The following is a 23,615-nucleotide window of genomic DNA, read 5'->3' as shown; positions in this document are numbered from 1 at the left end:
GAGTTATAAAAATGATAGATGGCACACATTGTTAAAGATACTGAAGATTTTGTTACTGATTTGTTGACACACCAACTGGATAGCAATTATTTGTACCATAATCTTAGGCATACACAACGTGTAGTCAAAAATACTAAAGAATTACTGGATGCCTATGACTTAAATGACAAAGAAAGTGAAGCAATTGAATTGGCTGCATGGCTTCACGATACTGGATATACCCAAGGTTTCAATGACCATGAGAAAAATAGTAGCATAATTGCCACTAAGTTTTTAAAAGAACAGGGATATGATGAAGAGGGTATAAAAAAAGTGAGTGAATTAATTCTAGCCACACAGCGGTACTACGAACCTAAAAATCTTTCAGAAGAAATCATAAAGGATGCGGACTCGTCCCACCTGCGCAGCAAATCCTATTTGGAAACCTCTGAACTTTTGCGGGAAGAACTTTCCAAATTAGAGATTGCGGAATTTTCGCCCAAGAAATGGCGTAATGAAAACATTAAAATGTTCAGAACCGAACATAGGTTTTATACGGACCACGCCCGAAAAAACTGGCAGGATGGCAAGGATAAGAATTTAAAAAAATTAGTAAAAAGTAAAAAGAAGTTAAAGAAGCTTACAAGAAAGGAAGAGCTAAAGGTTAAACTGAAAAATGAAAGTCCGGAACGTGGAATTCAGACCATGTTTCGAGTGACCATGAGGAACCATTTAAAATTGAGTGATATTGCGGATACCAAAGCTAATATTCTCCTGTCTGTTAATGCCATTATTATTTCCTTAATGCTATCGAACCTTATTCCAAAATTAGATGATCCACAAAATGATTATTTGATTTACCCCGCAGCCATATTTGTTCTTTTTAGCGTTGCTTCCATGATTATGTCGGTACTGGCCACACGACCCAATGTTACCGGTGGAGAGTTTACCAAGGAAGATGTACAACAAAAAAAGGTTAATCTCCTGTTTTTTGGAAATTTCCACAAAATGAAGTTGCAAGATTACGAATGGGCCATTCAGGAATTGATCAAAGATCAAACCTATGTCTATACATCACTGACCAAAGATCTTTATTTTTTAGGGTTGGTATTGAACAGAAAATACAAACTTCTAAGGTGGACCTATACAATCTTTATGGTTGGAATGATTTTATCCGTAATCGCCTTTTTTGTGGCTTTAAAGTTTTACGGTCCGGAAAAGATTATTGAATTGCCAACTTAGGCCTTCAATTCATCTAGGAGATCGTTATAGGAATAGGTCTTGCCCTTTTCATTGTTAGGATTGTAGCATACGGATGCCCTTATGGCTTTTAGACCGGACACTCCTTGGAGGCCTTCCAATTCAACTATTTCGACCTTGCCATCAAAATAACCCTTGGATTTGAGGAATTTTATGTACCTAAGGTACTCCAATTCATCTTTCTTTTGTGAATAGACTATGGCAATTTTTCCAGGCTGGGTAAGACGTTGGTTGGTGCCCTTAATATATGATTTGTCTATGCGTTTTTTTATGATTTCGTATCTGGCGTTGTAGGTGCCGTCCACATCAAAACGTTTCTCATCCATCCTAAACCGGATAGATAACGAGCCATTATAGACAAGGATAAGCGAGGCTACATCAAGTTGAACCTGCAGCTTTGATTTCAGGGCGTAGTGCTTATTTTCCATTTCGCACATCACCTGTAATTGCCACAACCTTAGATTGCTTAGGTAAAGAAGATCAAATTCCCTTGCCCCAGTAATGGAGTCCCCAATGTACATATTGTGCTCTACGCCGTCTGTCTTATAGCGCTCAAAATAATGCGGGTACATTTTTTGCGCTTCTTCCTGTTTTTTGTCGATGACAGCTGCCAGTTTCTTATTGATCAGTGTTACGCTTTCGTCATAATTTTTTCTATGATCATAGTAGGATCCTGTTCCCATATCAATTTTGGACTCGTATGACAACAATAAGTCCTGATAGTATTTGGAAGATTTTTTCAGATGTGCGAATACGGGATTAATTTCATCATTTACAAAATCGAAAACCGCCTGCTCACTGTTGGTGTGCAACACCTCCTTTATATCGTCTATATGGTTGTTTACCCTAAAAATAAGTTCTTCATATATGGGCAATTTATTTTTCTCCCAAGCCTCGGAAAGAACACTATTTATCTCCGATAACTGGATCATGAGGTCTCGTTGAATGGCCGTATTTCTTGCTTGGGATGAATCTTTAATATCTGTTTGTCCGTATAGGGGATAAACTTCATCAAAAACAATTTCCCTAAATGACGGCTGCAACCCTTCCTGGTCTTCCAATATAAATCGTTTGGCCTCCTCTTTAAATTTCCAGTACACGGATGAATGTACAGAGGTACATTCGTTCTGGATTACGGCATCGATTAAATTTTCTTCCTCCTCCAAAGAACGCAAAACAGCGGAGACGATATAGGGTATTACATCTTCCAGTTTCTTGGCATTAACACTGTTGAGGTCATTTGCCTTGTCCGACACCAGTTCCAATACCCCTAATAATCGCCCATCTTTGGCAATGGGGGCCAAAAGCGCACTTTTAATTTTTTGGTCGTGTAAGCCCTTATACGGCGGCATACCACCCGAGAGTTTATAATATTTTTCTACATCACTGATTACAAAGAACCTGTTTTGATCAATTAGTTTACTGTAAGATGCCTTGCAAAGGGATTCATTGCAGGTCTCAACTTTCTTTTTTTGCAAAATAAAACTATCAATGCCATTTACAGAAACCCTCTCAAATTGCTCATCCTTGGAATTGTATACCGCAAATCCAATGCGCATATTTGGCAATCCAAATAGCGATTTAAAGGTGTTTTCCACACCTTTAATGAAATTACCCCCACTTTTATCATTGACGATCAAGTTGGATTTTATTTCAGATATGGAATGTTCAGCCGTAACATCGAACATGTTCGATATTACAAAGCCTTTACTGATAAAACTATTGGGGGGAATCTTCTCTTTCCAGAGTTCCACATTGTCTATATTTTCCAATAGCTCGTCCACATCCTTTTGGGTAATTTTCAATGGGGTGCTTTTCGGCAAGATTTCTATGAAATCCGCATTGTACAAAATGCGGTAATGTCTCATTACTCCATTGGCATCAGGGATATCGTAGAAAAAGGGCCTCTTAAAATCAAGATTAAATCCGTAGTAAAAGTTAAGGATTACCACACAGGCCATAATATAGCTTACCTCTTCTTCCTGGTTTCTTATTTCCGGCTCATAATTTTGCCCTGCCGCTTCCAATATTCGCTCAAAGCGCTTACTGGAGTTAAATGTTATGTTTGTATATGGCGTGGATGCCGTTTTTATTTCATTGGTGGTAAGTACTGAGGAAAACAAATCCTGCAAGATAATTTGTATAACTTCTTTGTGTTTTTCCAGTAAGGATATATCGGTGAAACCTTCACGGAGTTCGGGGTAGGGGGCTTGGGCATTTACAATATAATTTGCCTTGGAAGCCAAATACGAATCCTCGCTCTGTGCCATTTCATCATATTGCTTTAATAATTTATTAAAGCTTATATGATGCTCCAAAGGTGATATTTTATCCGTGAATCCCTTCATTGCCTATATTAGTCCAAGTTTGCACCGTAAAATTACAAAAGAAAATGCTTTCTTGTATTTTTGGATCGATAAGGGGATAACCTACTTTTTTCTGATATTTATTCCGTTAAGGTCTTTTGGTGGTATACCACGAGTATTTCCCCTATACAAAATAGGACATATTATGTCCTTAACCAAAAAAAGCACTAACTTTTAACCTAAAACAAATGTCCTCATTTACCAGATTGACAAGGGCTTATAACAATGCCAAAACCCTGTCCTTTGATGATACTTCCAAAATTATCCTGTTCAGTGATTGCCATAGGGGGGATAGTAGTTTTGCGGACGAATTTGCTAACAATCGCAATATTTATTTCCATGCCTTAAGGCATTATCTTAATGAGGGATTTACTTATTGTGAATTGGGAGATGGTGATGAGCTTTGGGAAAATCATTCCTTTGATTCCATTTTTACGGCCCATAAAAACGTTTACAAACTTTTGAAGCAGTTCCATTTGGAAAAAAGACTTCATATGATCTGGGGAAACCATGATATGGTTTACAAAGACCCGGAATATGTAAAGAGTAATTTGTCGCACTATTTTGAACCTATCGATGATTGCAATAAAGAATTGTTTGAGGATATTAACTATCACGAGGCCATAATTTTAAAACATAAATTAAGTGGACAGGAATTATTCTTGACCCATGGGCATCAGGCGGATTGGTGGAACTATACTTTTTGGAGTTGGGGCCGATTCCTGGTACGTGTCTTATGGAAACCATTACAGGTCTGGGGTATTGCGGATCCCACAAGTCCTGCCAAAAATTACAAGGAACTTATTAAAATTGAAAGGCGCATAAAAAAATGGATTATGGCCAATAATGAATTGTTGACCATTGTAGGCCATACGCACAGGCCACGCTTTCCGGTACCTGGGGAAATTCCGTTTTTTAATGATGGTAGTTGCGTGCATCCACGCAGTATTACTGGAATTGAAATTCAAAAAGGTACCATAGCTCTAATCAAATGGGAAATAGCCACAAAAGATGACGGAACTTTGCAAATTGTAAGGATTCTGTTGGAAGGCCCACAGCAGCTTAAAGATTATCAAAAAGCCGATTTGCCAATTAATTGATGATATTTCCTTGAGTATTGAATTCTACATCTTTTTTTTCTCCATCTTTTTTAAATTCAACATCATAAAACCTTCCTTTTGAATTGTGGTCCACCTCTTCGATTTCTACAAGCTCATAATCCTTAAAATCCTTGTCAATTTTTTCTTTGATGGCATCTGGCAAATCTTTTTTTGATATGCGGCGTTCCGTTTCCAACCACTTTCCCTCGGGACTGAAATCGGCTTTGTAATGTTCTCCGTCCTTTTTGAAATTGGATTCAAAATTCCCGTTTTTATCCGTGTGCCAATCCGGGTCGTTTTCCTTTGGATACATATTCTTAAAGGTGGTCTTAACTTCTTTGGGAACTTGACCTTCAGCAGCTGTGTTACAACCAATACATAAAATCATTGTCATTAAGGAATAATAAAATATTGAAAGTTTCATAGAGAATTGATTTTCTAATTTTTTCTTGTATTTGTAGGTGTTTGTCCTACGTCAAAACATTTACAATTAGGTTGGTTTTTGGCCTAGTTGTCATCGGTACTCCCATCTACTTCCTCTTTAACCTCTTTATAGGCTCCCTTTACTTCTTCTCCTGCACGCTTTACGCCATCTTCGGCCTCATCTACAGCACGTTCTATATCTCCTTTAGGCTCATCCTTAACTGTTTTCGTCTCTCGGCAACCCGATAAAGAAATAGCGGCTGCAAAAAGCAGTGGCAAAATAAATATGGATTTTTTCATGATATTTAATTTATGTCAAGACCAAGTTTTAAATGTTCTTTTAATAATGGTAAAATTATAGATCTAGGTACAAAATTTTAGCTCGAAACCATATTGAATTTGATTCAAATGGGAAAATCATTGTCCCTAACGCTTCAGGCAGGGAAAAGGCAAAAAATATTTCGTTTTTTAGCGCTATATTCAATAACAAAAAGATTGATCATGCGAATAATAACCTCCTTGAAAGGGATATAAAAGTGGATTGATCGGAGTTTACCGAGAAAATTGGCAGCCAATTTATAACCAAAATTTTTGGATGATTATGTCAAACTACAAAATACTATTGTTGAAACACAATAAGCTATAATTCATACAATTGCCTGCGATTTTATAGGTTAAATTAATTTTCAATTTTTTATAATATGAAAGCCTTACCTACTTTATTATGTATACCGGACATTAGTGGATTCACTCAATTTATGAGTAAAACCGATTTTGAGTTGAGCTCAAAGGTAATTCCTTCACTTTTGAACAAGATTGTCTATTCCAATGAAATAGGACTTAAAATCTCGGAAATAGAAGGGGATGCCGTATTGTTCTATAAAACAGGTGAGCTTCCATCCATTAAGGAACTGCTAGATCAATGTCGGTTTTTTTATACCGAGTTTTACAAACAACTTCATGCCCTCAAGGCCCGTTATAATGGTGATAAGGCGGCGGAAATGATTCCGGAGGTATTAGGGTTGAAAATTATTTTGCACTATGGGGAAGAAGTTGGTTTGGTTCCTGTAGGCAAACGAATAAAACTCATCGGGGAGGATGTAATTACAGCCCATAGACTTCTTAAAAACGACATTCCCAACGATGAATATATATTAATATCGGAGGGGTTGCTTTCCCAGTTTGGGACAAATGAGAAAGAATATCCAATTGATTGGGGTACCTATAAACAAGGATTTATCCATGAAGAACATTTGGGGGAAATAAAGTTTCAATATATTCAGCTGAAACCTTTTGTTTGATTTAAGAATTCTGTCCTGTCAATGTCTTCATTATCTATTTTTTCACTAGCTCAAGAATCCTTTTTGTGTACTTATAACTTTGTCCTAATATCTGTCTTGTATCCATTTTCTGTTCAATCTCATTCTCTTACTTTTACTCGGCACTAGCGTGACGCTCGCTCTAGCGGGGGCATATTTCATTTCTGGATTATTTATCATAGTCTTTAAGCTTAACTCCACTTCAGAATTCATCCGTAAAATATTCTATTAACAAATCACTCATTTTTTTAATTCTACAAATATCTTTATGATAGCGTTGAGTTTTATCTGTATTTTGTCTTTTGAGAATCATACTTTTAACGCATTCTTCTCCAGCCTCAAAGGGATATAAGCACTCAATATTTTTGTTTTTAAATAATTCTAAAAATGGCGTTTTTATATCTGTTTTTACGTCCACATATACCATATTTAAAATGTATATATCTTCATGATAAAACCAAAAGCCCCCCATTTTATTACTTGCATAAATTTGATATTCATCAATCAGATTAATTGTTAGACCATATTTGTTGATTGCCCCATGAGTAATTTCAGTAACATCTTCCTTAAAGTCTTTAAAACTCAATGGTCCCATAATTATTATGTTATCAAACTCCCCAGATTGGCCAAACCTTAATGTCGAACATATTGCCACCAGCTATTCAAATATATTCACTAAAACGCCCTACCTCAACACAATCAATTTCCAATCCTGTCCACCAGCACTATAGGTCTTTAGATCTTTAAACCCCACCGCATAATGGGCTTCCAACGAACGCAGGTTGGTGGCATCCACCTCAGTGATGATACTGTTAAACTGGGGTTGAATGGTATTCTTCATAGTCTCATACAGCTTTCTAAAAATGCCCCGCCGCCGATACTCCTTATCTATGCATATTTGCCCCATGACCATATAGGGTTCTGTTTTGGGCACTGTAGAAGCTATTTCCTTGAACATGGGTTTTAAAACCTCAATATCGTTCCCAAAACTAGGGTGCATGCAAAGTGCATAGCCCACCACTTTATCTTGGACCTTGGCTATGATATGTGGACAGGCGGTATTCATCTTTGTCAGGAGTTCCAAAGTATGGGATACGGTCACAAAGCCTTCTTTTTCCTTTTCGCCAGAATCTAGGTTGCTAATCAGGTTCTTTTGTTGCAAGCTCAGTATTTGTCGTAATTCGCTGTCATTGGTACAGCTCTTAAAGATTACCTCCATCCTATTCCACTTTTAGCCAATCCTTTCTATTTTTTAATAACTGTTTGCTGACTTTACCGCCATTTTCCTCCATTAATTCTATGGTATAGGTGGGATCCGCACTTAAAACAACAGTGGTGGATTTTGGAATTCCAAATCGGGTGTAGGCTACCTGCACACTTTCCCCTACCTTGAATTGTGCTATTAGTTCCCCAAAACTCTGGTTAGTGGTCAAGGGGATATTGTTTATCGCCGTAATCACATCCCCATTGTCCAACCCTGCGGTATAGGCTGGACTCCCAATAGTGGTATTACGTTGTACAATGCCCACCCCAAATTGGTTGATGTTGACACTTGCCCCAAAATAAGGTTTGTCAGTGGCACGTTTCAGCACTACGCCAACTGAATTGAACAGCTCCTCATAATTGGGCATTTCACTGTTATGGATATATTGATCAAAAAAACGATTTCCGAATTCCTTTCCGGCGTATTGTACCAAAGTTTTACGTAGATCGGACAGGGTATAGGGAATTTCCTTTTTCCCATAGGTCTGCCAGACCAATTTCATGTAATCGTCCAAATTCAACTTGTTTTGTCGCAACGATAGGTCCAGGGCCAATCCCAAAACACTGCCATATGAATAATATGAGATAAAAGTATTGTCCCTATTTACCGGATCTACGGAGGTAGAGGCATCTACAAAGGGAGCTTGATAGCTCATTTCTATTGGGTTAAAGAATTGTCTGGCTGGAGAGTTCCAAACATAGTTAAAAGTGCCCGTAAGCCCCTCTACGTATTCCTTAGGGGTAATGATTCCTGCGCGACAAAGAATGAAATTGGTGTAATAACTGGTAAAACCTTCAGCAAACCAAAGCTCTCCGCTCATATTGGCTTCGGCAAAATTGAAGGGTTCCAAAGCCTGGGGCCGAATACGTTCCACATTCCATCCGTGAAAAAATTCATGGGCAACCGTGCCTATATTGTTTTTCATGCCGCCTTCTGCCAATCCTTCCCTGTCCGTAAGAATGGTAGAATTCCTATGTTCCATACCGTCTCCGGAAGCATTGGGGATATAGCATGCCAAGAAGGTGTAGGTTCCATAATCGTAATTCGGAAGTTCCCCAAAAACTTCCTTTTCGGCCAAAACCACTTTTTTCACCTGTTCAAAATAGGTGTCCAGTTCGGCTTCCGTGCCATTGTGGTGCAATACAAATTGTATGTTTTGTTGCTGGCCATTATTGTCCACAGTAAATTGGCGTAACCCATAATTGCTTATTTCCGTAGGGCTGTCCATAAAATACTGTAAGTTGGGCGCAGTATAGGTATTGCCCATAAGCTTGGGCATTTGAGTGGCCACCTTCCAGTTGAGGTCTTCCCGAACCCTAAAGTCCACTTCTATTTTCCGATCTTCCAAATGGGTCACATACATAAACGTAGCCGGGATATTTAGGTGGGCATGGGTTTCATCAATTTGCGCATAGGTGCCATCCCCACGATTGGCAAAAAGGGTATAACTTATCTTCACTTCCCCATCGTGGCCGCTAATATCCCATTGGTAGGGATTGGGCCTATGAATTCCCAAGGGCTTTCCCTGGCTGTCGGTAGCCTTAAAATTGTATACGTTTTTGGCAAACTCGTGAAGGGCATAGCGCCCTGGGGAGGAACGACCCATGCGTACCGATAGAACACCTTGATCCAGCTGTGGAAAGGATGCTGTGATTTCCGCTTCGTGGTGTACGGCATTTTCAAAGGATATGGTGTAGCGGTTGGTCTGGCTTTGCAAGCTTATGGAAATGGCAATAAAAAGGAGGCTTAAAATGTTGATTTTCATACAATTTGATTTCGATAGGTTTTTAAGGATGGGAACCTGCCTAAGGACAAAGTTCCGTATATTATTTTTGCATGGCTTTGTATAAACGAATATACTATTTAAATACAGGATATGCTACATTTGTAATATGATGGAATTCCCAAAAAAATTGACGGCAAAACTCACCGAAAGGCAGGCTAACAATGCCCTTCGGAAGTTGCCCGTACCCAATGGATTGATCGATTTATCCTCTAATGATTATTTGGGGTTTGCCAAAAACGATACCATTTTTAAAAATGCCGCCAGCATCCTGGACAAGAAAGGTATTACAGCCAATGGTGCTACGGGATCTAGGCTGTTGACGGGCAATAACGGGTTATATGGGGAGTTGGAAGATTTGTTGTCGGATTTTTTTGGTTCAGGGTCAGCGCTGGTCTTCAATTCGGGTTACGATGCCAATATCGGATTTTTTAGTGCCGTGCCCCAACGGACAGATGTTGTTTTTTATGATGAACTGGTGCACGCCAGTATACGCGATGGCATTGGATTGGGGCGTGCACAAAGCTATAAGTTTAAGCACAACGCTGTGAAGGATTTAAGCCGGCAGATAGACCGCGTGCGGGAAAGTAAAATGGATAGCGATATTTACGTGGTTACGGAGTCCGTTTTTTCCATGGATGGGGATTCCCCGGATTTGGAGGCCTTGGTAGCAACATGCGAAACCAAAGGAGCCTATTTGGTTATTGATGAAGCCCATGCTGTTGGAGTGTTCGGTAAGAAGGGAGAAGGTCTAATGAATGAACTGCAATTGCAGAAGAAGGTATTTGCCAGGATCGTCACCTTTGGTAAAGCTATGGGCTGTCATGGTGCGGCCATCTTGGGGAGCGATTCCCTTAAAAGTTATTTGGTAAATTTTGCACGCAGTTTTATTTATACTACGGGTATGCCGCCGCATTCCTTGGCGACGATACTGTCGGCCTGCGAACATGTATCGGCAACAAACAAAGAGCAAAATCAGCTTAGGACCAATATTGATTTTTTTAAAAGTGAACTGAAGGCCCACAACCTAGAGTCCCATTTTATTCCAAGTAATTCCGCCGTACATTGTTGTTTGGTGGAAGGCAATGAAAAGGTAAAAAAATGGTCGCAGCAATTACAGGAGAATGGGTTTGATATAAAACCTATAATGTCGCCCACCGTTCCAAAAGGAAAGGAGCGTTTGCGATTTTGTTTGCACAGTTTTAATACGGAAAAGGAAATTAGCGCGGTGCTTTTACAATTGTCAAACTTATTTTAACACATGGAGAAACAAGAATTTTATACCCTGGCCGCTTTTGAATATGTAGCCGACGTACAAATATTGAAGGGCCGATTGATGTCCGACGGTATTCCTGTTTTCCTAAGGGATGAGAACACCCTTAACTCCGATCCCCTGATCAGCAATGCCATTGGAGGAGTAAAGCTTCAGGTGCATTACTCCGATAAGGACAGAGCAACCGAAATTTACAATGAAATAAGGTCTTATGCCATGGATGATCATGGAAATTTAAGAAGCTGTCCCAATTGTAAGGCCCAAAGAATGGAAATATATTTTAACAGGAGAGGGCTATTTTATAAACTTTTTCCATTTTTTGAAAAAAGAAAGTATAAATGTCTAAATTGTGAGTTTATAACAGAACCAAACTAGAATGAAGCAATTTTTTGTAACAGGAATTTCCACAGATGTAGGAAAAACAATCACCTCTGCCGTTATGGTCGAGGCCTTGGAGGCAGATTATTGGAAACCCGTCCAAACAGGGGACGAATCCGATAGCGAAACGATTTCCGAATTAATTTCCAATAACAAAACGGTAATACATAAAAGTAGCTACTCTCTTAAGGCGCCAATTAGTCCACATGCAGCCGCGGCTTTGGAAGGGGTTTATATAGACCACAATAAAATACATGAGCCCAAAACAGAGAACCACTTGGTGATCGAAGGGGCGGGAGGTGTATTGGTGCCCCTGAACGATTCCGATACCATTCTGGATATTATTATGCCCACCTATTACGTAATTGTAGTGGTGAAGCACTATTTGGGCAGTATTAATCATTCCCTTTTGACCATTAAATGGCTTTTGTTAAAAGGCTATGATGTGGCCGTTGTATTTAATGGCGAGCCTAATTCCGCCTCTGAGGATATAATTTCCAAGATTACGGGAGTCTCTGTGCTTGGAAGAATAGGACAAGAAGCATCCATGACAAAGGAAGTTATCAAGAAATATGCGGAAGAATTACGTCCTGCGATTATGGCATTGTAATTTCTTTGGGCGGTTAAATAATTCCTAGGAATAATTAAGGATTATTGTTTCGTTTTTCCTCTTAAATGAATTGGGATCGGGATAGTGTTTTTACTCATTATTCCCCATCTTTGCACTTCTATTTAAAAAGGATATTCAATTGAAAAGTCTTTCGGAAAGGGATCAAAAGCACCTTTGGCACCCACTTACGCAACATAAACTGCATCCCAAAATGCTTGGTATTGTCAAGGCTAAAGGGGCTGTATTGTACGACGAGCAGGGCAAGGAATATATAGATGGCATTTCCTCTTGGTATACCTGTATGTACGGGCATTGTAATGATGCCATAATAGCTAAGGTCTACGCTCAAATGCAACAGTTAGATCAGGTGGTCTTTAGTGGATTTACACACGAACCTGCCATTGCGCTTTCTGAGGCGTTGATTTCTTTGTTGCCATCCAATCAAAAAAAATTGTTTTTTTCGGACAACGGGTCCACTTCAACCGAAATAGGAATAAAGATGGCCTTGCAGTATCATCATAATAAAGGAAAAAAGCGTTCTGTTTTATTGGCTTTTGAAGATGGTTTTCATGGGGATACTTTTGGGGCGATGTCCGTCTCCAGCCTATCCGTATATAACGGCCCTTTTGAAGATTATTTTATTGATGTAAAAAGGATTGCTGTTCCTACGGATGACAATATTGGGAATCTATTGCATGAATTGGAAAATACCATAGATCTTGATGCTATTGCCGGATTTATCTATGAGCCTTTGGTGCAGGGTGCGGCAGCCATGAAAATGCACAAGGCCGAACATTTGGAGAAAATTCTAAAAGTGATAAAATCCCATGGGGTATTGGCCATAGCCGATGAGGTAATGACGGGATTTGGAAAAACAGGAAGGCACTTTGCCTCCGATTATATGGAGGTGAAGCCAGATATCATATGCATGTCCAAGGCCCTTACGGCAGGAATGCTTCCAATGGCGGTGACCAGTTGTACCCAGAAAGTTTACGATGCCTTTTACAGTGATGATATTGCGAAGGGACTTTTTCATGGGCATACCTATACTGCTAATCCGTTGGCATGTGCTGCGGCCATGGCGGGAATTGAATTGCTGACATCAGATGAAATTCATAAAAATATAGGTCAAATAATACAGTGGCACCAGGAGTTTGATGCCGAAATAAAGGATCACCCCAAAGTAGCGTCTACTAGGCAAATTGGAATTATCTATGCTCTGGACCTTAATGTTGTTATGGAGCGCTATGGAAATGTTAGGGACAAACTGTTTAAGCATTTTATGGATTCGGGTATTTTTCTTAGACCTCTAGGCAATACCATTTACATTTTGGCGCCCTATATTACGACCAAGGAGCAAATGCAAAAAATCTACAACAGTATAAAGGAAGTTCTTAATTCATTTTAAACTATGCAGAACGAACCTATTTTTATAACGGCATTATCTTCCATCTCCCCTTTGGGAACTTCCTTGAAGGAGACCTGGGAAAATTATAAGCGTCCAGACCATTTTTTGCGGCAAAAGAACTATGGCGATCTAACAGCTTGGTGTTCTGCCTTAACTGAGGATGCGCAACAAAGGACAACCGTTTTAAAAAATTCAGATTCCAAGTATAAAAACTTGGACCCATCTGTACTGTATGCCATTTATGCCTCTAGGGAAGCTATAGGTCAAGCCGGTTGGAAAGATGGTAATTTTGGAGTAAATATAGGCTCTTCAAGAGGTGCTACCGGACTTTTTGAAAAATACCATAGCGAATTTATTCAAAATGGGGAGGCCTCTACCTTATCTTCCCCTACTACCACCTTGGGGAATATTTCTTCTTGGGTGGCCCATGATCTGCGGACACAAGGCCCGGAGATATCACATTCCATTACCTGTTCCACTGCCTTGCATTCTCTCTTGAACGGGGTGGCGTGGCTGAAAAGTGGCATGGCAAATAAATTTTTGGTAGGGGGTAGCGAGGCGCCCTTGACTCCCTTTACTATTGCACAGATGAAGGCCTTAAAAGTCTATTCACGGTTTGTAGCAAACGACTCCAAGGGTTATCCTTGTCGCGCTTTGGACTTGGACAAGAAACAGAACAGTATGGTTTTGGGTGAGGCTGCTTCCATGGCATGTTTGGAGAAAGGTAAAATACAAAATGCCCTTGCCCGTATTGAAGGCTTGGGATACGCAACCGAGATATTGGAACATAATATTTCTATTTCCTCTGATGCAGTTTGTTTTCAGCGTTCCATGAAGATGGCTTTGGGCGGAATAGATCCAAAGGAAATAGATGTGGTAGTACTACATGCTCCTGGAACCATTAAAGGTGATTTGTCCGAAGTAAGGGCTATTGAAAAAGTATTTGGATCTCATGAGCCGGCAATGACCACTAATAAATGGAAGCTAGGACATTCTTTTGGTGCCTCGGGAATGTTGAGTTTGGAATTGGCGGTATTAATGTTGCAGCACCAAGAGTTTATAGGAGTGCCATATGTGAATTATGATGCTATGCCAAAACAGATCAATAAGGTGATGGTGAATGCGGTTGGTTTTGGTGGGAATGCGGTGAGTATTCTTTTGGGTAAGATTTAATTGTGGAAGCAAACAGAAGGAATAAAAATCTATTGTGCCAAACCCTTAGGAGAAGTATTCATTATAAATTCTACGGATGAGTATGAATTGGCACGGAACTAGAATTATTTTTTCTTTTTCTTGGGATTTTGCCAAGTATTGAATACGGAATAAACAATTACTTTATTTTTAGTGATTTCATATATAATTAAGAATGGAAAGCGTTTTAAAAATGCTTCTCTATAAGGTTTACGTTTTTGGGGAAAGTATTTAGGATTGGCTATAATTCGTTCAAAATAGATATCCAAATGTTCCAAAAATTCTTCACCCAATCCAATCCGTTTTTCTTCGTAATAGAGATAAGCTTCAATAATTTCTAGATTGGCATCGTTTTTAACCTCTAAATTATATGCCATTATTGTGCAGCATTTCTGGCGTTTAGTTTGACTTGGTCCCAAGTTAATGACTTACTTTCTCCCTTTAAATGGGCTTCCTTACGCATATCCATCATTTGATATTGTTCTTCGCTTAAAGTAAGCTCCTGCTCGTCATTTTGATAACTTTCCGCTAATGCTTTCATCATCTTTAGAAGCCTTATATCTGCCTTATCTATGTACTCCCTGACCGTATTTCTTAAATCAATGCTTGCCATAATAATTTTTTATTTCTTAAAGTAAAGATACAATATAAGTTCCAAAAGTTTCTTTCCATTGAGATAAACAAAGTAATGGAGAATGCGGTTGGTTTTGGTGGGAATGCGGTGAGTATTATTATAGGAAGACCTTAATTCCTTTTATAAAGGGATTTAATAGTTTGTCAACTACCGGGATAGTCCATTTATAACTAATCAAAGATTTTTTAGCCCTTATTAAATAGCATTATCTAAGAATTTAGGAATCGATTTTTGCAATTTCTGCAGATTATAGGTTATTTTTGACGCTTAAATCGATGTTGGCTTAGGGATTGCAGCGACATCCTTTTTATGTTTACCGCGCCTAGCGAAGGTAAACTGAAAAAGATATAGCGGAAAGCCCGACCCCGACTTCCTTGTCCTGCAAGGAGGACCTGCAAGGTCTTGACGACCTTGTAGGTCTACACCTTACAGATGTCAAAGGAAGTTGGGGAAAGCCCCAAGAACTAAATTGTATGAGCGAAGTAAGACATAACTGGACCAAACAGGAAATACTGGATATTTACAACAAACCCTTTATGGAGCTGCTCTACGAGGCGGCTACAGTACATAGGGAAAACCATGACCCCAATACGGTTCAGGTATCTACCTTGCTATCCATTAAAACAGGGGGATGTCCAGAGGATTGTGGATACTGTCCACAGGCTGCACGCTACCATACCAATCTTGAAGGCAATGATCTTATGAGCGTTTCCCAAGTTAAGGCTCAGGCCCTACGCGCTAAAACAGCAGGGAGCTCCAGGGTGTGTATGGGAGCTGCATGGAGAAATGTAAAAGACGGACCCGAGTTTGATCAGGTGTTGGAGATGGTGCGTACTATTAACAAGCTGGACATGGAAGTTTGCTGTACTTTGGGAATGATTACCGAGAACCAGGCACATCGTTTGGCGGAAGCCGGACTATATGCTTACAACCATAATTTGGATACTTCCGAGGACTACTATAAAGATGTAATCTCTACCCGTGCGTTTAAGGATCGTTTAGATACTATAGACAACGTACGCAAGAGTAATGTTACCGTTTGTAGCGGTGGTATTATTGGTATGGGCGAAGCTTTGGAAGATAGGGCGGGAATGTTGGTAGCCCTTTCCACTTTGGACCCACAACCGGAATCCGTGCCGATCAATGCCTTAGTGGCTGTTGAAGGTACCCCTATGGCAGACCTACCTCCAATCCCAATTTGGGATATGGTTCGTATGGTGGCCACTACCAGAATTATTATGCCCGAAACCCAAGTGCGCTTATCTGCCGGTCGGACTCAAATGAGTAGGGAAGGGCAGGCCATGTGTTTCTTTGCCGGTGCCAATTCTATATTTGCCGGGGATAAGTTGCTTACTACCCCCAACCCGGATGTAAATGAGGATATGGCTATGTTTAAGTTGTTGGGATTAAACCCACAAAAAGCTTTTACCAAGGTTTCCCAGCCACAAACTGTGGAAGCTAAGGATTCCCAGTATGCAGCCAAGGGCGAAAAGCCAAAATGGACTAGGCCCGGACATACCATTGACCGCAATGAAGCCGCAAAAAAGAAGGCCAATCTAACGGAGTAATCCTGCGTTGGAATAAATTGCCAAGAAAATTATTTTTGGTTTTTTTAATTTTGCTAGAATAATCAATCAAGTTATTTTGAACTTAAAGGAGATTCCAAGGGTAGCGAATATTACCAAAGAAGAGTTTCTCAACAACTATTTTAGGCCGCAAAAACCTGTGGTTATAGAAAAGTGTATTGAGGAATGGCCTGCCTATACCAAATGGAATTTTGATTATATGGGGCAAGTGGCCGGCAATAAGACGGTACCACTATATGATGATCGTCCGGTGCATTACAAAGATGGCTTTAATGAGCCGCATGCAACAATGAAAATGTCCGATTATCTGGACCTTTTGCAAAAGGAGCCTACAAAATATCGCATCTTTTTATGGAATATTCTTAAAGAGGTTCCAGAGCTACAGAAGGATTATTCTTTTCCTGATTTTGGCCTGAACTTAATGAAGGGGCTGCCCATGCTTTTTTTTGGAGGGACCAATTCCCACACTTTTATGCACTATGATATTGATCTGGCCAATATCTTTCATTTTCATTTCGCAGGAAAGAAAGAGATTATCCTTTTTTCCCAGTCACAGAATAAATACTTGTATAAAGTACCACATTCCTTGATTACTCATGAAAGCATAGATTTTTCCAATCCCGATTATGAAAAGTGGCCCGCCTTAAAAAATGCCTCCGGATTTAAAACCCGGTTGGAACATGGCGAGGTGTTGTATATGCCTGAAGGGTATTGGCATTATATGAAATATCTCAGTCCCGGTTTTTCCATGAGTTTACGTGCCATTGCCCGAAACCCTGTTAATTTGGGAAGGGCCTTCTACAATGTATTGGTAATGCGTTATTATGATAACATAATGCGCAGGCTAAAAGGGCAGGAGTGGATCGATTGGAAGAATGAACAGGCTATTGAGAGAACAAATAAGCAGTTGTCTTAGGGCTTTTGTTTGCAGAAAGGAATATCTTTGTCGCCTTTAATTAAAAAATATAATTGTAAGATAACTATGAGAAAATTATTAATTGCATTGGTGTTTATTTTAGCTGTGGCATCTGTTAATGCACAGGCTTTTGAGGGTAGGGAAGATATGAAATTTCAGATAGGGACCAACTTTCAGGATAATGGAACTGGAATTGTCGTGACCTATGATTACGGTTTGGGTGAAAACTTCTCTCTGGGTCTTTCTTCTTCCTATGTATTAGGGGTTGCGGAGCTGATCAATGCCGATTTTGGTGATAGAATAGACTTAAAGGCAAGATTTAATGCCAATTTGGGTAGCGTTTTTCAGTTAGGTGACAATGTGGATATTTATCCCGGATTGGACCTTGGTCTTAAGAATTTTGGCGGTCATTTAGGTATTAGGTACTTTTTCAGCGATGGCTTCGGTGTATTTACCGAATTAAACGCGCCTCTGGCAAAATATAAAACTGAGACTTTGACAGCGGCAGAAAAATTGCACAACCAGTTTGTCTTCAGTATAGGGGCGTCCTTTAACTTAAATTAATATAAATATACGACTCTTCGCCCCCTTCATGTTGGAGGGGCCGGAAGGGTTATTGTTATTTGTTGGGAACTAGTTCGTAGACTTTCTCATACACCATTCCACTTTCCCACCCTCTGTATAAGAGGTAATCCGCTAATTTTTTACGTCGTTTTTGTAGGTCTTTCTCCCTTATTTCCGCCAAGCGTTTTTTGGCTAAGGAATTAAAGGATTTTAAGTATTCCTTGGAATCTATTTCCTCCATGGCCAACTTTATATTGTATTTGGAGATTTCCCTATACTTCAGCTCATTTTCAATTCTAATTCTTCCCCATTTTTTTATGTTGAATTTGCCCCGGGCAAAACTTCTGGCAAAGCGTTCTTCGTTTAGGAAATTTTCTTTAATAAGATGTCCCACAATAAGGTCTATGGCCTCGGGAATCATATTCATTGCCCTTAACTTGGAAATCACCTCTTTATGGCAACGGTCCTGATAGGCACAATACCCTTCCAATTTCTTGGTGGCTTCATCTACGGTATATGAATTTTTAATTTGGATCATTCGGTCAATAAGGCTCTTGTTTGTCTATTGCACCAGTTGATTTTGTGGGAGCAATGCTGTAAATATACGGTGCTTTACGGTATTGATAAAGCTACCCTCTTATTTTTTCAATGTCTTAAAGTTACTAGGCCATAAGTGTGGTTATTTTGAGGGGTTATATTGGTGAACTAGGTATAATGTAATTATATTTACGATTCATAAAAACAATCTCCAAAATGATTAATAAATTTAAGACGTGTGTAGTAGCACTGAGCCTTTTACTGGCATTTACTACTTTGACTTTTGCCCAGCAAATAAACCCGATAGAGGGACGCTGGGATATGGTTATTTCCCAAGATGGGGAAGAACTTCCTTCCTGGTTGGAAATCCGTCACTCCGGTAGTCGTACTTTGGTAGGAAGGTTCGTATATGCCATGGGTAGTGCCCGTCCTATTGCTGAAGTAAAAATGAATGATGGGAAATTTAGTTTCGCCATTCCTCCGCAATGGGAAAGTGGTGATCGTAATATGGAATTTGAAGGCACTATGAGCGGTGATGAATTAAAGGGGACCATGTTGTATACCAATGGCCAAACTTACAATTGGGTGGCTACGCGTGCCCCTAAATTGGAGCATAGCAAAAATCCGAAGTGGGGCAAGCCTATTAAATTATTCAACGGAAAGGATTTAAGTGGATGGCAGGCCATGGGTGAAAACCAGTGGATTGTAGATGCGGGAGAGTTAAAAAGTCCTAAATCCGGGTCCAATTTGGTATCTGAGCAAAAATTCGATGATTTTAAATTGCATTTGGAATTTAAATATCCCAAGGGTAGTAATAGTGGGGTTTATCTACGGGGACGCTACGAGGTGCAGATAACCGATAGTCAAGGAGCAGAACCTTCAGATGTGGAATATAGTGGCGTATATGGCTTTCTTACACCTAATGAGGTGGTAGCCAAGGCTGCCGGCGAATGGCAGGAATATGATATTACCTTGATAGGGAGAAGGGTTACAGTTGTGGCTAACGGAACTACGGTAATTAGCGACCAAATAATCCCCGGAATTACTGGAGGAGCTTTGGATAGTAAGGAGGGTGAGCCAGGGCCATTGTACTTTCAGGGCGATCATGGTCCAATAGAATTTAGAAATATTGTGGTTACACCTAGGGTGAAGTAATTTGAGGTTGTAATTATAGGAAATTTAAAAGTTTGCAAACAAAAAAAGCGACTCCGTTTTGGAAGTCGCTTTTTCATTAGTATATGGTTTTACCGTCTTTGTTCTTAAAACGATTTTCAAGATAAGTATAGGCATCCCTGGGTTGAATTTTAAGATTTGGAAAACAACAAAGCCTTTTTATCTACTGAAAACTTTTGCCTTAGAAGTAAATAGCGTCTTGTGGGCCGATCTCCTTCTGTAGTGTAGGAGGCGTGGCCGTGAAGAATTATTGAAGCCTGGGAAATAATTTAGGCCGGGCCACCGGTCACAAAAATCCCAAGATTTTTGGGGACACATAATGAAGGAGTGTCTTTTCTTTTGTTTCGTTTTCTTTGGACAAGCAAAGAAAATGAAAGAATAATTTTATAGTGGTAAATGGTTCTTGGGATAATTTTACTCCTAATAGTCTGGCATTAGCCAAGCTGTAAACAATCCTGTTCCAATGTTTTTATTGACACCTAAACGTACAACCATAATCAATACATATTAAAACAAAAAAAGCGACTCCGTTTTGGAAGTCGCTTATTCATTAGTATATGGTTTTACCGTCTTTGTTCTTAAAACGATATTCAAGATAAGTATAGGCATCCCTGGGTTGTATTTTAACCCATCTTTTATGTTCCAAAAACCATTTGGAACGTATGGATGGAAACCCTTTGGTTAAATAAGCGGCAATAAATGGATGTATGTTTAAAATGATTCCATCATCTTTTGCCGGACCTTTTAAGAGCTTTTCCAGATCTGAATTTATCTTGTCGATCAAAACAATTGGAGCTTCAACCTCCTGGCCAGAGCCATTTGGATTTTCCTCACTTGTTTTAATGTTCATTTCGGGTCTAACCCGTTGTCTTGTAATTTGTATGAGTCCAAACTTACTTGGGGGCAGTATTTTGTGTTTGGCCCTGTCGTCTTTCATCTCATCCCTAAGGTGATCAAAAAGGCGTCTTCTGTGTTCGCCTTTGCCCATGTCGATAAAGTCTACGACGATGATTCCTCCCATATCGCGAAGTCGCAATTGTCTTGCGATTTCTGAGGCGGCCAATAAATTTACTTCAAGGGCTGTGTCTTCCTGATTTTTGGCTTTATTGGAACGGTTACCACTGTTAACGTCTATAACGTGAAGTGCTTCCGTATGTTCAATAATTAAATAAGCACCTTTGCTCATGGAAGCCGTACGGCCAAATGAAGTTTTTATTTGTCTTTCTATCCCAAATTTTTCAAAAATGGGCACAGAAGAATTATACAACTTTACAATAGATTCTTTTTCGGGTGCAATTTCATGCACATAATCTTTTACTTGTTCAAAAAGCGTTTCATCATCAACATGAATTCCAGTAAAGGAATCATTAAAAACATCTCTAAGAATGGAGGAAGCTCTAGTGAGCTCAACCAAAACTTTGGATGGATGTGGTGCTTTTTGAATTTTGTCGCACATTACTGACCACTTGTTCAGTAAATTTTGTAAGTCTTTGTCTAGTTCTGCAACTTTTTTACCTTCTGCTACTGTTCGGATAATAACGCCAAACCCTTTAGGCTTAATACTCCTGACGAGTCTTTTTAGCCTATCTTTTTCTTCTTTGCTTTCGATTTTTTGAGAAACCGATACGCGATCGGAAAAAGGGACCATGACCAAGTAACGGCCAGCTATGGAAAGTTCAGAGCTTATTCGAGGTCCTTTTGTGGAAATGGGTTCCTTTACTATTTGTACCAGTAAAGATTGATTGGCTTTAATAACATCAGTGATGCTACCATTTTTGTCAATATCTTCTTCAAACTGAAAATTGTTTAAGGAATAGTCCTTAAGTTTTCCAGTGCTAACTTTTTTAATGAATTTCAACATAGAAGCTAGTTGTGGCCCTAAATCGTGGTAATGTAGAAAGGCATCTTTCTCGTACCCTACATTTACGAAGGCTGCATTTAGTCCAGTTACCGGCTTTCTAACCTTGGCAATTAAAATATCGCCTACGGCAAAGTCGTTACTGTCTTCTTCTTTGTGCAATTCAGTGAGTTTTCCATCCTTTAGCAAGGCAAAATCAATGGCATTGGAACTAGATCTTACGATTAATTCTCTATTCACCTGAATTAATTTATATTCATCCTGCCACTCAATAATTCTCGAGCGGGGACAAATGATTAAACAATAATTTGTACAGGTTGTGTAAACCCGTCGAAATTCTTTTACGAATTTCTATGTCAAGGAACGTATAAAAGGAAAAAGTAGTTGATACAACTACTTTTTCTTGTGTCGGTTAGCTCTCCTGCGCTTCTTGCGCTTGTGGGTAGCTACCTTATGTCTTTTTCTTTTTTTACCACTAGGCATAGAGGTCTATTTTTTTAGATTAATATTATTTTATTTGACTTGTACATTACTCTTTACTCCTTCAACAAAAACCTTTGCCGGTTTAAAGGCAGGGATGTTGTGTGCGGGGATTTTTATGGTAGTATTCTTGGAAATATTCCTACCTGTTTTTTCAGCTCTTGTTTTAATGATAAAACTGCCGAAACCTCTTAAGTATACGTTGTCTCCGCTTTCTAAAGATGTTTTAACTTCATCCATGAAAGATTCCACAGTTGCTTGCACATCTCCTTTTTCAATTCCCAGTTTTTCTGAGATTTTCGTTACAATTTCCGCTTTCGTCATTTTAACTAAATAAATTTCTAAAGAATTTTTTTTTCGGGATGCAAATATATGAATTAAATTGAATCTTTCATTGCTAAGGAACTTAATTTTAAGTTAGTAAACCGTTACTTTTGTAAATTATTCCCTGTTAAATGAATTTTTCCAGAATAATTTTAGAGTGGTACCATGTTAATAAGAGACTTCTTCCATGGAGAAAAACCCATGACCCCTATCTTATTTGGCTGTCTGAAATAATGCTACAACAGACCCGTGTGGCGCAAGGTATACCTTATTATTTAAAGTTTGTGGAGGCCTTTCCGAAAGTGCAGGATTTGGCAGGAGCACCAGAGGAACAGGTTCTTAAATTATGGCAAGGATTGGGGTATTATTCGAGGGCAAGAAATTTACATGCCACTGCAAAAATAATTTCTGAAAAATATAATGGCAGGTTTCCAAATACCTATAAAGAGCTTTTGAAACTTAAAGGAATTGGCGATTATACAGCCAGTGCAATTGCTTCTATCTGTTTCAATCTACCAGAGGCCGTGGTGGATGGAAATGTATATAGGGTTTTGGCCCGTTATTATGGAGTGGACCTGCCTATTAATAGTTCCGAGGGGATTCTTTATTTTAAGGAATTGGCCAAAAAAGTCATGGATGTCACTAACATTAGGGATTATAATCAGGGGATAATGGAATTTGGTGCCCTACAATGTACTCCCAAAAGTCCAGAGTGTGGAATTTGTCCTTTACGGGAAAGCTGTGTGGCTTTTGCGACCAACAACATTGATGGTCTACCTGTGAAAATTAAAAAGAATAAGGTTCGTAATCGTTATTTTAATTATTTGGTCCTGGTAGACGAAAATAAGCAAACCTTATTGCAGCAAAGAAAGGGGAGTGGAATTTGGCAAAATTTGTACCAATTCCCGTTGTTGGAAACGGAAAAGTACATAGAGCAAGCAGAAGTGGCCCAAAATCTTGGAGAATATATTACCTTGGAAGAACCTTCGGAAATATACTTGTACAATGAAAATAAAATAGTTCATAAACTTTCCCATCAACATTTGCACACTAGGTTTTGGATCATCACCTTTGACTCCAATCTGGAAAATGGAATACAAATAGCTGAACTTCATAAATATCCTGTTCCAGTTTTAATTGCAGATTTTATAAAAACGTTTAAAATTTAGTACCTTTGAAGTATAATTTG

Annotated in this window: 24 protein-coding genes; 13 read left to right on the top strand and 11 right to left on the bottom strand. The window is 39.2% G+C overall.

Annotation, left to right across the window (positions count from 1 at the left end; genetic code table 11):
• Positions 1-18 precede the first annotated feature (18 nt).
• Entirely contained in the window at positions 19-1,221 is a 1,203-nt protein-coding gene (locus H4O18_RS00900) for a Pycsar system effector family protein (protein ID WP_187581219.1), read from the top strand.
• On the opposite strand, the gene H4O18_RS00895 is transcribed toward H4O18_RS00900, so the two are convergent.
• Positions 1,218-3,587, bottom strand: coding sequence for a GAF domain-containing protein (locus H4O18_RS00895; RefSeq protein ID WP_187581218.1), 2,370 nt, complete (start codon positions 3,585-3,587; stop codon positions 1,218-1,220). The genes H4O18_RS00900 and H4O18_RS00895 overlap by 4 nt on opposite strands.
• Positions 3,588-3,793: 206 nt before the next feature.
• Here H4O18_RS00895 and H4O18_RS00890 point away from each other — a divergent pair, with 206 nt between their 5' ends.
• Positions 3,794-4,705: a metallophosphoesterase family protein gene (locus tag H4O18_RS00890; protein WP_187581217.1), complete on the top strand. Its 912-nt coding sequence runs from the start codon at positions 3,794-3,796 to the stop codon at positions 4,703-4,705.
• Here H4O18_RS00890 and H4O18_RS00885 read toward each other — a convergent pair.
• A complete protein-coding gene (locus H4O18_RS00885; RefSeq protein ID WP_187581216.1) occupies positions 4,698-5,129 on the bottom strand; it encodes a PepSY-like domain-containing protein in 432 nt (143 codons plus the stop codon). The two genes, H4O18_RS00890 and H4O18_RS00885, sit on opposite strands and share 8 nt — an antisense overlap.
• A gap of 83 nt (positions 5,130-5,212) precedes the next feature.
• Positions 5,213-5,428: a hypothetical protein gene (locus H4O18_RS00880; protein ID WP_187581215.1), complete on the bottom strand. Its 216-nt coding sequence runs from the start codon at positions 5,426-5,428 to the stop codon at positions 5,213-5,215.
• Between the two features lie 401 nt (positions 5,429-5,829).
• On the opposite strand from H4O18_RS00880, the gene H4O18_RS00875 reads away from it, so the two are divergent.
• Complete coding sequence (locus H4O18_RS00875) at positions 5,830-6,429, top strand: DUF2652 domain-containing protein (protein WP_187581214.1); 600 nt, start codon at positions 5,830-5,832, stop codon at positions 6,427-6,429.
• Positions 6,430-6,649: 220 nt separating this feature from the next.
• Here the strand turns inward: H4O18_RS00875 and H4O18_RS00870 are convergent, their stop codons facing one another.
• From H4O18_RS00870 to H4O18_RS00860, 3 genes are all read right to left on the bottom strand, one after another.
• Positions 6,650-7,042, bottom strand: a complete 393-nt coding sequence (locus H4O18_RS00870; protein ID WP_187581213.1) for a hypothetical protein — start codon at positions 7,040-7,042, stop codon at positions 6,650-6,652.
• A gap of 90 nt (positions 7,043-7,132) precedes the next feature.
• Complete coding sequence (locus H4O18_RS00865; RefSeq protein ID WP_187581212.1) at positions 7,133-7,666, bottom strand: GNAT family N-acetyltransferase; 534 nt, start codon at positions 7,664-7,666, stop codon at positions 7,133-7,135.
• Position 7,667: 1 nt separating this feature from the next.
• Positions 7,668-9,476: a M61 family metallopeptidase gene (locus H4O18_RS00860; RefSeq protein ID WP_187581211.1), complete on the bottom strand. Its 1,809-nt coding sequence runs from the start codon at positions 9,474-9,476 to the stop codon at positions 7,668-7,670.
• A 127-nt stretch (positions 9,477-9,603) separates the two neighbouring features.
• Between H4O18_RS00860 and H4O18_RS00855 the strand changes: the two genes are divergently transcribed.
• From H4O18_RS00855 to H4O18_RS00835, 5 genes are all read left to right on the top strand, one after another.
• Entirely contained in the window at positions 9,604-10,752 is a 1,149-nt protein-coding gene (locus H4O18_RS00855; RefSeq protein ID WP_187581210.1) for an aminotransferase class I/II-fold pyridoxal phosphate-dependent enzyme, read from the top strand.
• Positions 10,753-10,755: 3 nt separating this feature from the next.
• On the top strand, positions 10,756-11,142 hold the full coding sequence (locus H4O18_RS00850; RefSeq protein ID WP_187581209.1) for a putative signal transducing protein: 387 nt from the start codon (positions 10,756-10,758) through the stop codon (positions 11,140-11,142).
• A gap of 1 nt (position 11,143) precedes the next feature.
• Positions 11,144-11,755, top strand: coding sequence for a dethiobiotin synthase (bioD, locus tag H4O18_RS00845; RefSeq protein WP_187581208.1), 612 nt, complete (start codon positions 11,144-11,146; stop codon positions 11,753-11,755).
• 139 nt (positions 11,756-11,894) lie between these two features.
• Positions 11,895-13,163, top strand: a complete 1,269-nt coding sequence (gene bioA, locus H4O18_RS00840) for an adenosylmethionine--8-amino-7-oxononanoate transaminase (RefSeq protein WP_187581207.1) — start codon at positions 11,895-11,897, stop codon at positions 13,161-13,163.
• Positions 13,164-13,166: 3 nt separating this feature from the next.
• Positions 13,167-14,336, top strand: a complete 1,170-nt coding sequence (locus H4O18_RS00835; protein ID WP_187581206.1) for a beta-ketoacyl synthase N-terminal-like domain-containing protein — start codon at positions 13,167-13,169, stop codon at positions 14,334-14,336.
• A gap of 104 nt (positions 14,337-14,440) precedes the next feature.
• Here the strand turns inward: H4O18_RS00835 and H4O18_RS00830 are convergent, their stop codons facing one another.
• Both H4O18_RS00830 and H4O18_RS00825 read right to left on the bottom strand, forming a co-directional pair.
• Positions 14,441-14,731, bottom strand: a complete 291-nt coding sequence (locus tag H4O18_RS00830; protein WP_187581205.1) for a type II toxin-antitoxin system RelE/ParE family toxin — start codon at positions 14,729-14,731, stop codon at positions 14,441-14,443.
• Positions 14,731-14,967, bottom strand: a complete 237-nt coding sequence (locus H4O18_RS00825) for a hypothetical protein (protein WP_187581204.1) — start codon at positions 14,965-14,967, stop codon at positions 14,731-14,733. The genes H4O18_RS00830 and H4O18_RS00825 overlap by 1 nt, the downstream gene beginning before the upstream one ends.
• A gap of 494 nt (positions 14,968-15,461) precedes the next feature.
• Between H4O18_RS00825 and bioB the strand changes: the two genes are divergently transcribed.
• The 3 genes from bioB to H4O18_RS00810 all read left to right on the top strand — a co-directional run bounded on the left by bioB (position 15,462) and on the right by H4O18_RS00810 (position 18,054).
• Positions 15,462-16,556 (top strand): biotin synthase BioB, encoded by a 1,095-nt coding sequence (gene bioB, locus H4O18_RS00820; protein ID WP_187581642.1) that lies wholly within the window; start codon positions 15,462-15,464, stop codon positions 16,554-16,556.
• Positions 16,557-16,632: 76 nt separating this feature from the next.
• Positions 16,633-17,490: a cupin-like domain-containing protein gene (locus H4O18_RS00815; protein ID WP_187581203.1), complete on the top strand. Its 858-nt coding sequence runs from the start codon at positions 16,633-16,635 to the stop codon at positions 17,488-17,490.
• Positions 17,491-17,556: 66 nt separating this feature from the next.
• A complete protein-coding gene (locus tag H4O18_RS00810; RefSeq protein WP_187581202.1) occupies positions 17,557-18,054 on the top strand; it encodes a DUF6646 family protein in 498 nt (165 codons plus the stop codon).
• 55 nt (positions 18,055-18,109) lie between these two features.
• Here the strand turns inward: H4O18_RS00810 and H4O18_RS00805 are convergent, their stop codons facing one another.
• Positions 18,110-18,592, bottom strand: coding sequence for a regulatory protein RecX (locus H4O18_RS00805; protein ID WP_187581201.1), 483 nt, complete (start codon positions 18,590-18,592; stop codon positions 18,110-18,112).
• 215 nt (positions 18,593-18,807) lie between these two features.
• Here H4O18_RS00805 and H4O18_RS00800 point away from each other — a divergent pair, with 215 nt between their 5' ends.
• Positions 18,808-19,746 carry a 3-keto-disaccharide hydrolase gene (locus H4O18_RS00800; protein WP_187581200.1) on the top strand — a complete coding sequence of 313 codons (939 nt, stop codon included), beginning with the start codon at positions 18,808-18,810 and terminating at the stop codon, positions 19,744-19,746.
• A 568-nt stretch (positions 19,747-20,314) separates the two neighbouring features.
• Here the strand turns inward: H4O18_RS00800 and H4O18_RS00795 are convergent.
• Positions 20,315-21,862: an Rne/Rng family ribonuclease gene (locus H4O18_RS00795; protein WP_187581199.1), complete on the bottom strand. Its 1,548-nt coding sequence runs from the start codon at positions 21,860-21,862 to the stop codon at positions 20,315-20,317.
• A gap of 273 nt (positions 21,863-22,135) precedes the next feature.
• On the bottom strand, positions 22,136-22,426 hold the full coding sequence (locus tag H4O18_RS00790; RefSeq protein WP_031445631.1) for an HU family DNA-binding protein: 291 nt from the start codon (positions 22,424-22,426) through the stop codon (positions 22,136-22,138).
• A 131-nt stretch (positions 22,427-22,557) separates the two neighbouring features.
• Here H4O18_RS00790 and mutY point away from each other — a divergent pair, with 131 nt between their 5' ends.
• Positions 22,558-23,595: an A/G-specific adenine glycosylase gene (gene mutY / locus H4O18_RS00785; RefSeq protein ID WP_187581198.1), complete on the top strand. Its 1,038-nt coding sequence runs from the start codon at positions 22,558-22,560 to the stop codon at positions 23,593-23,595.
• The last annotated feature ends 20 nt before the right edge of the window (positions 23,596-23,615 follow it).

The organism is Arenibacter arenosicollis (assembly GCF_014397245.1).
Taxonomy (GTDB): domain Bacteria; phylum Bacteroidota; class Bacteroidia; order Flavobacteriales; family Flavobacteriaceae; genus Arenibacter; species Arenibacter arenosicollis.
This window is presented reverse-complemented; position numbering and strand designations above follow the sequence as displayed.